Genomic DNA, 12,026 nt, shown 5'->3' with positions numbered 1-12,026 from the left:
ACCGGGCCAGGAATCGAGCCGGGCGGCGTCAGGAGCGGCCCGGACTCTCGATCAGCGCTGGGCGGCGCGAGCCTTGCGTTCGGCCCGGCGCTCGACGAACCTGGCCGCCGTCGTCTCGGTCTTGGCCAGGAACTCGGCCAGCTCCTCCCGAGCCTGCTCCCCGCCCGCGTCGAGGCCGGTCTTGTCGAACACCGACCACTGCTTCAGCACCGGCATGAGCACGTCGTCGAGGTGCAGGCGCAGGTCGTAGATGCCCTCGTGAGCGATGATCATCGCCTTGCGGGTGAAGCCCTCGATGCTGGAGCCGGGCATCTGGAAGGTCTTCACGACGTCGGTCACGGCGCGCATGGTCTGGTTGGGGTCCAGCTCGAAGGCGGCCTTGAGCAGGTTGCGGTAGAAGAGCATGTGCAGGTTCTCGTCGGCGGCGATCCTGGCCAGCAGCCGCTCGCAGCCCTCGTCGCCGGAGGCCCGGCCGGTGTTGCGGTGCGCGATGCGGGTGGCCAGCTCCTGGAAGGAGACGTAGGCCAGCTGCTCCAGCATCGTGCCGTACTCGGTGGCGAAGCCCGCCTCCATGTGCGTCATTCGGGCGCGCTCCAGCGCGACCGGGTCGACCGCGCGCGTCACCGTGAGGTAGTCGCGGATCGCGACGCCGTGCCGGCCCTCCTCGGCGGTCCAGCGCCCCACCCAGGTGCCCCACGCGCCGTCACGGCCGAACGTCGTGGCGATCTCGTGGTGGTAGCTGGGCAGGTTGTCCTCGGTGAGGAGGTTGACGATGAGCGAGACCCGGGCGGCCTCGGGCAGCTTCGAGTCGCTGTCCTGCCAGGCCTCGCCGCCGTAGACGCCGTCGAAATCGCGGCCTTCGCTCCACGGAATGTATTCGTGCGGGAACCACTCTTTCGCCATCGCGTTATGGCGGTCGAGCTCCCCGGCGACCACGGGCTCCAGCTCGTGCAGAAGTTGCGTCTGCGTCATCGCCTTCAAGATCGTCTCCCTGTAGGTTACGGTACCGTAAGTTAGGCTACCCGAAGGTCATACCGGCCAAATAGGGTGGTCTTATGCGACCGAGTGTCCGTGGTGTCCTCCTTGACCATGACGAGCAATTAGTGATCTTCCGCCGGACGGTGCCGGGGCGCCAGGTCTACTGGTCCGTGCCCGGCGGCCATGTCGAGCCCCAGGACGCGACCCTGGAGCACACGCTGCACCGGGAACTGCTGGAAGAGCTGGGCGCGACGGTCTCGGGTGTGACCCCGCTGACCACGGTCACCTATCCGTGGCAGGGCGAGGTCAAGACTCAGCACGTATATGGCTGCCGCCTGATCGACATGGACCCGGCCCTGCGGCACGGGCCCGAGTTCGAGGACCCGTCGCGCGGCGTCTACGAGGTCGTCCGGCTGCCGCTGCGGGAGACGGAGATCACCTCCCGGCACGTCGTCCCCGAGGCCGTGGCCGCCTACCTGTCGCGCAACATCAGCGCGCTGCCGCGTCTCATCGGCGGTCCTCGATCTCCCACAGATGGTCGATGACGTGCCAGGCTGTCCGCCGCACGGCGTAGGCGGGCGGCCAGCCGGTGGTCTGCGGCGGTTGCCAGGGGCGTGACAGCACCTCGGCCAGCTCCTCGCGCATGGCGTCGCGGTCCGCCGGGCTCTTGTACGGCTTGTGCCGTACATCCACCTTCCGGGCGTAGGAGCGCTCCGCCTCCGTGACGTGCGCCACGACCTTCGACAGGTCGCGCCCACCGCCCCGTGGCCCCTTGCGCAGTTCCTCCGGCGATTCGGCGGTCACCTCGTCGAACAGCCCCCAGGCGGCGCGCAGCAGCGCGACGTGGCGGCGCGCGGTCTCGGCGTCGATCGGCTCCTGGTCGAGCTCGGGGATCGCGTACGGCGCGCCGAAGTCGGTCATCTCGCTGCCCTGCTCGCGGGCGACCACCACGGGATCGCCCGGCTCGAACGGCAGCCCGGCCCGCTCGGCGATCGGCCGGTAGCGGGGCGCGTAGTCCACGAGCAGGTCGATGGCCGCCTCCTCGCCCTTGGCCACCCGGCACCAGCCGGGCCACTCCAGCGAGCAGGCGAAGACCTTCTTGGGGCCGACCTCCAGGTAGATATGCGTCATACGGGGCACCTTGCCAGGCTTACCTGCCAACTAGTGTCAGGTTCATATCAGGTCGATGAGATCCGCCACCGAGTCCACGACCAGCGACGGCCTGAAGGGGAAGCGGTCGATCTGCTCTCGCTGGGTGACGCCGGTGAGCACCAGGATCGTGTAGAGCCCGGCCTCCATCCCGCACACGATGTCGGTGTCCATCCGGTCGCCGATCATCGCGGTGGTCTCGCTGTGCGCCTCGATCTCGTTGAGCGCGCTGCGCATCATCCGCGGGTTGGGCTTGCCGACGAAGTAGGGCTCGACGTCGGTGGCCTTGGTGATCATGGCGGCGACCGCGCCGCAGGCGGGCAGCGAGCCCTCGGTGGACGGGCCGACCGGGTCCGGGTTCGTGGCGATGAAGCGGGCGCCGCCCTCGATGAGGCGGATCGCCCGGGTGATCTGCGTGAAGCTGTAGGTACGCGTCTCGCCCAGCACCACGTAGTCGGGGTCGAGGTCGGTCAGCACGTAGCCGACCTCGTGCAGCGCGGTGGTCAGCCCGGCCTCGCCGATCACGTAGGCGGAGCCGCCCGGCCGCTGGTCGTCGAGGAACTGGGCGGTGGCCAGCGCCGAGGTCCAGATCGACTCGGCGGGCACCTCCAGACCGGCGTTCGCCAGGCGTACCGACAGGTCTCGCTGGGTGTAGATGGAGTTGTTCGTCAGCACCCGGAATTTCTTGCCGGACTCGCTGAGCCGCTTGATGAACACATCCGCACCCGGGACGGGCCGGCCCTCGTGTACGAGAACGCCGTCCATGTCGGAAAGCCAGGAGTTGATCCGCTTACGCTGAGTCACGCGGCCCATCGTACAGAGTGTCCCTTATCGACTTCCCGACCAGCACATGAAGAATGTTGTTCATGTCGTTCACTGAATCCGCGCGGGACCTGCGGGACGAGCTCGTCCGGCTGCGTCAGTCACTGCACACCACTCCCGAGATCGGCCTCACGCTGCCGCGTACCCAGGAGAAAGTCCTGGCGGCGCTCGACGGGCTGCCCCTGGAGATCACCACGGGGAAGGCGCTCAGCTCGATCACCGCCGTGCTCAGGGGCGGCCGGCCGGGTCCGGCGGTGCTGCTGCGCGGCGACATGGACGCGCTGCCGGTCACCGAGCGCAATGATCTGCCCTACCGCTCGCAGATCGACGGGCAGATGCACGCGTGCGGTCACGACCTGCACACCGCCATGCTCGCCGGCGCCGCGCACCTGCTCAGCGCGCGGCGGGCGGAGCTGGCCGGGGACGTCATCTTCATGTTCCAGCCGGGCGAGGAGGGTCACGAGGGCGCCAAGCACATGATCGAGGAGGGGGTGCTGGACGCGGCGGGCGCGCGGCCCGTCGCCGCGTACGGGATGCACGTCGTCTCCTCGATGCTGCCCCCTGGCCTGTTCGCCTCCCGGCCGGGACCGCTCATGGCCGCGGCCGACGTGTTCGAGGTGACGGTGAAGGGGCGCGGCGGGCACGGCTCCAGCCCGCACCGCGCGCTCGACCCCATCCAGGCGGGCTGCGAGATGGTGACGTCGCTGCAGGCGATGGTGACCAGGACCTTCGACGTGTTCGACCCGGTCGTGGTCACGGTCGGGTCCTTCCACGGGGGCACAGCCGACAACGTGATCCCGGACGAGGCGCGCTTCGAGGCGACGGTGCGCACGTTCTCGCCGGGCAACCGGGAGCTGGTGAAGCGGCGGCTGGTGGAGGTGGTCGAGGGCGTCGCGACCGCGCACGGGCTGTCGGTCGAGGCGTCGTTCGGCATGGGCTACCCGGTCACCGTGAACGATCCCACCGAGGCGGACTTCGTCTCCAGGACCGCCGAGGAGCTGTTCGGGCCCGGACGCTACTTCGTCTCGCCGCAGCCGGTGATGGGCTCGGAGGACTTCTCGTACGTGCTGCAGGCCATCCCCGGGGCATTCGTCTTCCTGGGGGCGTGCCCGCCCGACCGCGATCCGGCCACGGCGCCGTACAACCACTCCCCAGAGGCGCAGTTCGACGACTCCGTGCTGCCGGACGGCGCCGCCCTGTACGCCTCTCTGGCGCTGTCCCGGCTGGCGTCCTGAGCTGAAGGGGGCCCGATGAAGGCATGGATTCCGGATCCGGACCGGCTACTGGTCATGGTGGACAAGCCCATGCCGGAGCCGGGCGTCGGGGAGGTGCTGGTCCAGGTCGAGGCCTGCGGGGTGTGCCGGACCGACCTGCACCTGGTCGAAGGGGACCTGCCGCCCCGCCACCCCGCGATCTCGCCCGGCCACCAGGTGGTCGGGCGGGTGGTCGGCGGGGACGGGGACGTCGGGCAGCGGGTGGGGGTCGCGTGGCTCCGGTGGACCTGTGGGGCCTGTCGCTACTGCCTGGACGGCAAAGAAAATCTTTGCCTTTCGTCGGCCTATACCGGGTGGGATGCCGACGGCGGTTACGCTGAGTATCTGACGGTGCCCGCCGCCTACGTCTACGCCCTGCCCGAAGGGGCGCCCGCCGAGAAGCTTGCGCCCCTGCTGTGCGCCGGGATCGTGGGCTATCGGGCGCTGCTCCGAGCCGACCTGCCGGAAGGCGGCCGGCTCGGGGTCTACGGGTTCGGCGCGTCCGCCCACCTGACCGCGCAGGCGGCCATCGCCCAGGGGGCCGTCATCCACGTGGTCACCAGGTCCAGCGCCGCCAGGAAGCTGGCCCTGGAGCTGGGCGCGGCCTCCGCCGGAGACCGCCCGCCCGAGCCGCTGGACTCGGCCATCCTGTTCGCGCCCGTGGGCGATCTGGTGCCCGTGGCACTGGCGGCGCTCGACCGGGGCGGCACGCTCGCCGTGGCCGGGATCCACCTCACCGACATCCCCACGCTGAACTACGAGCGCCACCTGTTCCAGGAACGAACACTACGGAGCGTGACCGCCAACACCAGGGCCGACGGACGGGCCTATCTCGACCTGTCATTCGGGCGTCCGCCGCACGTGATGACGACGCCCTATCCCTTCGACAGGGCCGCTTCCGCGCTCCGTGATCTGGCAGACGGGCAGGTCAACGGGGCTGCGGTGCTTATGCTGGGCTAATGGCGCCGAGCGCCATCGACATGGGGCATGAAGGAAAGTTACATTAGCCTCACAACACCTGGAGATTATTGACGTGACCTGTGCGTGACCGTAGGGTCCGGCTAATCCCACGCGATCCTCAAGCAGGTCCGACACTCCCCGGAGCGGTACATGAAGCGACTAGCAGCGGTAGTAGCGTTGCTGGGCCTGGCCACTGCCACAGCGTGCAGCAGTGGCTCCACCAACAAGTCCAGCTCGGGCGGTGGTGGCGGGCTCTTCACCACGATCGACGTCAACCGGCCCGGCCTCGACGCCTCGGCGCCGGCCAACCCGTACAACCCCAAGGGCAACTCCTTCTCGGGCTTCAACGCGATGCGAATCGCGTGGGTCAAGAACCACCTGACGGACCCGAACCAGGCTCTGCCCGGCATCGCGGCGAGCTGGGAGATCGCGCCGGACAACTCCGCGATCACGCTGAAGCTCCAGCCGAACGCCAAGTGGTCCGACGGCAAGCCGGTCACCGCCGAGGACGTCAAGATGTCCATCGGCATCGCCTACACGCAGGGCAGCACGGCCTTCTCGGTCACCCCTGGCGCGGCGGGCGCCGCCGCGGAGGTCACGGTCGTCGACAACCAGACCTTGAAGATCACGCAGGACATGGCCAGCCCCAGTCCGAAGTTCGCCCGCGGCGTGCTCGACACGGCCGTCCTGCCCGCCCACGTGTGGAGCAGCGTTCTTCCGGCGGACTTCTGGGACAAGCTCAAGACCGCCCGGGGCGACGGCGCGGAGGCCGAGAAGGCCCGCACGGAGATCACCGCCATCGGCCAGAAGGTGATCGCCTTCGCCCCGCCCAAGGACGTCTCCGCCGGTCCGTTCGTGCTGGAGCGGGTCAACCCCGGAGAAGCCCTGCTGGTCAAGAACAAGAACTTCTACAACGCCGCCAACGTGGCTCCGGCGCAGGTGAAGTTCCTCAACTACACCGGCAACGAGCAGATCTGGAACTACCTCACCGCCGGCAAGCTCGACCAGTCCGGATTCGTCGCCGCTCCCACGGACGTGATGAACCGGATCAAGCAGGGCCCAGGCAACGAGGTCATCAAGGGCTACTCGCCGGTGGCCGTGAGCATGGCCTTCAACCAGTCCAAGAAGCCCTATGACAACGTCCACGTGCGCAGGGGCCTGGCCTACCTCATCGACCGCGACCAGGTCACCAAGGTCGCCTCGCCCGAGGGTGGCACGCCGGCCGTCACGACCAGCGGCATCCACCAGAAGGCCGCGCAGGCCTGGATCCCCGACACGCTTCCGAAGCTCGACCCGTACAAGCCCGACGCGGCCAAGGCCGAGGCGGAGTTCAAGTCGGCCGGGCTGACGAAGAAGGACGGCAAGTGGACGCTGGCCGACGGCAAGCCGTGGAAGGTGTCCATGCACGCGCCGGCCGGCTTCTCCGACTGGCTGTCGGCGCAGGAGAACATCAAGAGCCAGCTGGTCAAGGCCGGCATCGACGCGGAGATCCAGACCAGCCCCGACTACCCCGTCTACCTTGAGGAGCTGGCGGCCGGCAAGTACGACGTGGGCTTCTGGCTCATGGCGCTCGGCCCGGCGCCGTACGACATCTTCCAGCGCCTCTACGGTGCCTCCAACGGCTGGACCAACGTCGCGGGCAAGATCGAGCACTCCCCGGCGGGCAAGAACGGCAACTGGATGGGCGGCCCCGAGCAGATCGACGTCAACGGCACCAAGATCGACCCGGGTGAGCTGACCGGCAAGCTGAACTCGGCCAACGAGGAGGCGGCCAAGCCGATCATGGCGCAGCTGGCGACGGCGGCCAACCAGGACCTGCCGGTCATCCAGCTCTGGGACTACGTCAACAACCAGTTCGTCAACAACAGCCGATTCACCGGCTGGCCCCACGACGACGAGATCCTTCGTCTCGGCACCGGCGTGCTCGCGTCCGGTGTGTGGATCCAGCTCGGCATGGTCAAGTCGAAGCAGTAACTTATGACACTTATCGCACGACGACTCGCGGGCCACCTGGCCCGCGGTTTCGTCATGATCGTCGTAGTGGCGACGATCAGCTTCTTCATCATCAACAACATCCCGGGCGACCCCATGGCGGCCCAGTACGACAAGCTGCTCCAGAGCGGCATGTCTCCGGAGGCGGCCACGCAGGCCGTCAAGGTGCTGTACGGGTTCCAGCCGACGGGCTCGCTGTGGCAGCAGTACACCGACTACATCGGCGGGCTGCTCCACTTCGACCTCGGCACCTCGGTCAGCCGCCCGGGACAGCCCGTCCTCGGCGTGCTCGGCGAGGCGGCCAAGTGGACCATCCTGCCGGTGCTGGGGGGCACGCTGCTCAGCTTCCTCGTCGGCGTCATCCTCGGCGTCTACGCGGCCATCAAGCGCAAGAGCAAGCTGGGCGACGCCCTGGCCATCTCCGGCTCGCTGCTGCACGGCATCCCGCAGTATGTGCTGGCGATGCTGCTCGTGGTCATCTTCGCCACGCTCATCCCCATCCTGCCCGCCGACGGGCCGGTGGACATCATGTTCGAGCCGGGGTTCAACGCCGGCTACCTCGGCTCGCTGGCCGAGCACGCGGTGCTGCCGATCGCCACCTACGCGCTGTCGGCCTACGGCGGCTGGGTGCTGGCGATGAAGTCGAGCGTGGTCACCGTGCTCGGCGACGACTTCATCCTGGCCGCCGAGCTGCGCGGCATGAAGCGCTCGATCATCTTCCGCTACATCGCGCGCAACGCGATCCTGCCGCTGTTCACGATCCTCGCCCTGTCTCTGGGGCTGCTGCTCGGCGGCGCGGTCTTCATCGAGAAGATCTTCAACTATCCGGGACTCGGGTGGCTGCTCATCGAGAGCATCAACACCCGCGACTACGCGCTGATGGGCGGGGCGTTCCTGCTGATCACCGCCGCTGTCATCGTGGCGAACATCGTGGCCGACCTGTTCTACACGGTGATCGACCCGCGGGTGCGCGGCGGAGAGGACTCGACATGAGCACCGTGCTGATCCCTGAGACGGCGTCCGCCGCCGCGACCATGCGCCGTAACTTCTGGCTCGGCGTCTGGCGGGTGATGAAGCGCAAGCCCAGCCGGCTGGCCGGGGTGATCATCATCGCCGGCTTCGCGTTCATGGGCGCCTTCGGGCCGCTGTTCTATCCGGACCAGCTGCCGGGCGACACCAACGCCATCACCCAGGCGCCGAGCTGGGCGCACTGGTTCGGCACCGATCCCCAGGGCAGGGACGTGCTCGCGCTGGTCATCACCGGCTCCCGCTACGTCCTGCTCAGCGCCGCGGTGACCGCGGTCATCACGGTGGTCTTCGGTACGACGCTCGGCCTGTTCTCCGGGTTCAAGCGGGGCCGCTGGGACAGCGTGCTCATGCGGATCACCGACATGAAGCTCACCATCCCCGGCCTGCCGCTGCTGCTGGTCCTGGCGATGGTCTGGAAGTTCGGCAGCCCGATCCAGATGGGCCTGGTGCTCGGCCTGCTCGGCTGGGGCGGGGTGGCGCGGGCCGTGCGCGCGCAGACGCTGTCCCTGCGTGAACGCGGCTTCATCGAGGCCGCGCGCGGGCTGGGCCTGTCCACCAGGCACATCATCAGCAAGGAACTGCTGCCCAGCATGGCTCCGTACATCGCGATGAACATGCTCATCGCGGTCACCGGCGCCGTCTACGCGCAGGTGGGCCTGTTCTTCCTGGGCGTGCTGCCGTACGAGGCGAACAACTGGGGCGTGATGCTCAACCTGGCCGTGTTCCAGGCGGGCGCCATGATCACACCCAACGCGCTCGGTTACCTGCTGGGGCCGCTGCTGGCGATCCTGCTGCTCACCCTTGGCATCGTGCTCGTGGTCGACGCCATGGACGAGATCTTCAACCCCCGGCTGCGTGAGGAGTAGCAGTGGCGGAGCAAGCGCCGGGAGTGCGCATCGACGGCCTCACGGTCGTCTACAAGACGCCGGCGGGCGAGTTGCCCGCCGTACGCGGCATCAGCCTGACCCTGGAGCCCGGCACGATCACCGGCATCGTCGGTGAATCGGGATCCGGCAAGTCGACGCTGGCCCTGTCGCTGCTCAACGCGGTGCAGCCGCCGGGCAGGATCTCGGCGGGCAGCGTGGAGATCGACGGGCTCGGCGACGTGGTCGGGCTCGCGGGCGAGCAGTTGCGCAAGGCCAGGGGCGCCCACATCGGGTACGTCTTCCAGGCCGCCCAGAACTCCCTCAACCCGCTCAAGACGGTCGGCAAGCAACTCCTCGACCTGGGCCGCTCGCACGGCGTCGAGGACCTGCCCGGCCTGGTCCGCGAGGCCAGGGAACTGCTGGGCCGGATGGGTCTGGACGGGGCCAGGGTGCTGGACTCGCACCAGCACGAGCTGTCCGGAGGTATGCGGCAGCGGGTCGGCATCATGCTGGCACTGGTGCTCAACGCGCACCTGGTGGTGCTGGACGAGCCGACGACCGCGCTGGACATGATCACCCAGGCGAACATCCTGAAGATCGTCCGCGAGGTGCACGCCGAGCGCGGCCTGACCACCCTGGTGATCACGCACGACATCGGCGTGGTGGCCGAGGTGGCCGACCGGCTCGCGGTCATGTACGGCGGACGCCTGGTGGAGCAGGGGCCCACCAGGGAGGTGCTGGGCGCGCCCCGCCATCCCTACACCAGGGGCCTGATCAACGCGATCCCCCGGCTGGTCGGCGACATCGACGAGGCCCGCGCGCTGCCGGGACGGCCGCCGACGCTGGCGACGGTGCCCAAGGAGGGCTGCGTGTTCAGGGAGCGCTGCGCGCTGCGGATGGACGTGTGCGACACCGTCGATCCCTCGGTGGTGGCGGACGGGGCGAGGTTCGTGGCCTGCCACGCGGTGACGGTGAAGGAGCACGCTTCGTGATTACCGGGACGGGCGTCACCAAGACGTTCAAGCAGCGCGGCAACATGCTGGGCAAGCGGGAGGTCCCGGCGCTGCGCGGCGTGGACTTCGCGATCGCCAAGGGCGGGTCCGCCTCGTTCATCGGCGAGTCGGGCTGCGGCAAGACCACGCTCGGGCGCATCATCGCCGGGCTGGAGACCTACGACGCGGGCGAGATCGCGATCGACGGGACGCCCATGTCGCCGCTGAAGGTCAAGCAGCGGCAGCCGCACTTCCGCAAGATCCAGATGATCCACCAGGACCCCTACTCGGCGCTGAACCCGACCCGGACGATCTACCAGACCCTCCAGGCGCCGCTGGCGCTGCGGGCCGGGCAGACCGGCCGGCCCAAGAGCTGGATCGACGAGCGGGCCGCCGAGGTGCTGTCGCTGGTCGGCCTCGACCCCGGAACGGTCCTGTCGCGCTACCCGCACCAGCTCTCGGGCGGCATGCGGCAGCGCGTGGTGATCGCCCGCGCGCTGACCGTCGACCCCGAGATGCTCGTCGCCGACGAGGCGGTCTCGATGATCGACGTGTCGCTGCGGCTCGGCATCCTGGCGCTGCTGAAGGACCTGCGCGAGCGGCTGGGCGTCAGCGTGCTGTTCATCACGCACGACGTGGCCACCGCGCGCTACATCGGCGGCGACGGCGAGCTGTACGTGATCTACCGCGGCCAGGTCGTGGAGCGCGGGCCGGTGGACACGATCATCGCCGATCCGGTGCATCCATACACGCAGTCGCTGCTGTCCGCCATCCCCGTCCTGCACGGGCTGGAGCGGCCCGGTGAGGAGCCGGTGGTGCCGTTGGAGGCGCTCGCCGCGGACCACTCCGACAGCGGGTGCCTGTTCGCGCCCCGGTGCCCGTTCCGGGGCGACGGGTGCACGAGCGAGCGGCCGCTGCTCCAGGTGACGGAGGGCGTACCTCAGGAGCACGCCTGCTACTACCCGCGGCGGCGCAGCGTCATCGCACGCCCGATGAGCGAGGTGTGACCCCGGTGACCCGGCAGGCCGACTCCGCCGACCTCGCGGGCGCCGCGGAGGTGATCCGGCACGCCGACGCCGACCTCGCAAGCGCCGCGCAGGTGATCCGGCAGGCCGACTCCGCCGACCTCGCGGGCGCCGCGCAGGTGGCGCGGGCGGCGCTGACGCTGGACGGCGGCGAAGGGGCGGCCCTGGTCGAGCGGCTGGCGCATCCGCCCGCCGGTCGGCGCTGGACCGCCCTGGTGATGGACGGCGGGGTCGTCATGGCCTCGGTGTCCGCCAAGGATCCGGCCGTCGGGCACCTCGATCTGCTGGCCGTACACCCTGACGCGCGGGGTCGGGGGCACGGTCGGGCGCTGGTCGGCGCGGCCGAGGAGTGGCTGCGGTCGGAGGGGGCGAGGCAGGCGCGCTTCGCCGGGAACCCGCCCTGCTACGCCTGGCCGGGCATCGACGTGCGCTACACCGCCGCCGCGTGCCTGGCGGAGAGCCTCGGCTACGAGCGCTATCACGTGGCCTGGAACATGACCGCCGACCTCGGCGCGGACCTGTCCGTCGAAGAGGAGCCGGTACGGCTGGCCGAGGCCGGAGTGAGCGTGCACGCGGCCTCGGACTCGGCGGAGCGGGGGCACGCGGCGGACCGCGAGCGGGTCGCCGCCTTTGTGCGTGAGCACTGGAACGAGAACTGGGCCTGGGAGGCCGCCAACGCCGCCGGGCTGCACTACGCCGAGCGCGACGGGCGGATCCTGGGGTTCGCCGCCTGGGGGGCGCGGCCCGCGTGGTTCGGGCCGATGGGGACGGCGCCCGAGGCGCGCGGGCTCGGCGTGGGCGGCGTGCTGCTGCGCCGCTGCCTGGCCGAGATGCGCGCCGCCGGACTGTCCAGCGCGCAGATCGGCTGGGTCGGGCCGCTGCGGTTCTACTCGCACGCCGTGGGCGCGCGGGCCGAACGCGTCTTCTGGCTCTACCGACGCGATCTGGCGTGATGTCGCA

At 69.6% G+C, this 12,026-nt stretch carries 12 protein-coding genes; 9 read left to right on the top strand and 3 right to left on the bottom strand.

Annotation, left to right across the window (positions count from 1 at the left end):
• Positions 1–51 precede the first annotated feature (51 nt).
• Entirely contained in the window at positions 52–972 is a 921-nt protein-coding gene (locus tag ACIBO2_RS26910; RefSeq protein WP_358555857.1) for an acyl-ACP desaturase, read from the bottom strand.
• An 83-nt stretch (positions 973–1,055) separates the two neighbouring features.
• Between ACIBO2_RS26910 and ACIBO2_RS26905 the strand changes: the two genes are divergently transcribed.
• Entirely contained in the window at positions 1,056–1,523 is a 468-nt protein-coding gene (locus ACIBO2_RS26905) for an NUDIX hydrolase (protein ID WP_358555851.1), read from the top strand.
• On the opposite strand, the gene ACIBO2_RS26900 is transcribed toward ACIBO2_RS26905, so the two are convergent.
• Together ACIBO2_RS26900 and ACIBO2_RS26895 are read right to left on the bottom strand one after the other, a co-directional pair.
• On the bottom strand, positions 1,486–2,109 hold the full coding sequence (locus ACIBO2_RS26900; RefSeq protein WP_397300227.1) for a hypothetical protein: 624 nt from the start codon (positions 2,107–2,109) through the stop codon (positions 1,486–1,488). The genes ACIBO2_RS26905 and ACIBO2_RS26900 overlap by 38 nt on opposite strands.
• 42 nt (positions 2,110–2,151) lie before the next feature.
• Positions 2,152–2,940 (bottom strand): HAD-IIA family hydrolase, encoded by a 789-nt coding sequence (locus ACIBO2_RS26895; protein ID WP_225291503.1) that lies wholly within the window; start codon positions 2,938–2,940, stop codon positions 2,152–2,154.
• 53 nt (positions 2,941–2,993) lie between these two features.
• On the opposite strand from ACIBO2_RS26895, the gene ACIBO2_RS26890 reads away from it, so the two are divergent.
• The 8 genes from ACIBO2_RS26890 (at position 2,994) to ACIBO2_RS26855 (ending at position 12,019) form a co-directional block, all read left to right on the top strand.
• Positions 2,994–4,184, top strand: a complete 1,191-nt coding sequence (locus ACIBO2_RS26890; RefSeq protein ID WP_397300224.1) for a M20 family metallopeptidase — start codon at positions 2,994–2,996, stop codon at positions 4,182–4,184.
• 15 nt (positions 4,185–4,199) lie between these two features.
• Entirely contained in the window at positions 4,200–5,162 is a 963-nt protein-coding gene (locus ACIBO2_RS26885; protein WP_358555842.1) for a zinc-binding alcohol dehydrogenase family protein, read from the top strand.
• A 150-nt stretch (positions 5,163–5,312) separates the two neighbouring features.
• Positions 5,313–7,136 (top strand): ABC transporter substrate-binding protein, encoded by a 1,824-nt coding sequence (locus ACIBO2_RS26880; RefSeq protein ID WP_358555839.1) that lies wholly within the window; start codon positions 5,313–5,315, stop codon positions 7,134–7,136.
• A 3-nt stretch (positions 7,137–7,139) separates the two neighbouring features.
• Positions 7,140–8,147, top strand: coding sequence for an ABC transporter permease (locus tag ACIBO2_RS26875; RefSeq protein WP_358555836.1), 1,008 nt, complete (start codon positions 7,140–7,142; stop codon positions 8,145–8,147).
• Positions 8,144–9,049, top strand: a complete 906-nt coding sequence (locus ACIBO2_RS26870; protein ID WP_358555833.1) for an ABC transporter permease — start codon at positions 8,144–8,146, stop codon at positions 9,047–9,049. The genes ACIBO2_RS26875 and ACIBO2_RS26870 overlap by 4 nt, the downstream gene beginning before the upstream one ends.
• A 2-nt stretch (positions 9,050–9,051) precedes the next feature.
• Positions 9,052–10,041, top strand: a complete 990-nt coding sequence (locus ACIBO2_RS26865; protein WP_358555830.1) for an ABC transporter ATP-binding protein — start codon at positions 9,052–9,054, stop codon at positions 10,039–10,041.
• Complete coding sequence (locus tag ACIBO2_RS26860; RefSeq protein WP_397300217.1) at positions 10,038–11,048, top strand: ABC transporter ATP-binding protein; 1,011 nt, start codon at positions 10,038–10,040, stop codon at positions 11,046–11,048. Before ACIBO2_RS26865 ends, ACIBO2_RS26860 begins: the two co-directional genes overlap by 4 nt.
• A complete protein-coding gene (locus ACIBO2_RS26855; RefSeq protein WP_358555824.1) occupies positions 11,045–12,019 on the top strand; it encodes a GNAT family N-acetyltransferase in 975 nt (324 codons plus the stop codon). Before ACIBO2_RS26860 ends, ACIBO2_RS26855 begins: the two co-directional genes overlap by 4 nt.
• Positions 12,020–12,026: the final 7 nt, after the last annotated feature.

The sequence above is a fragment of the Nonomuraea sp. NPDC050022 genome (genome assembly GCF_044460705.1).
Taxonomy (GTDB): Bacteria; Actinomycetota; Actinomycetes; order Streptosporangiales; family Streptosporangiaceae; genus Nonomuraea.
This window is presented reverse-complemented; position numbering and strand designations above follow the sequence as displayed.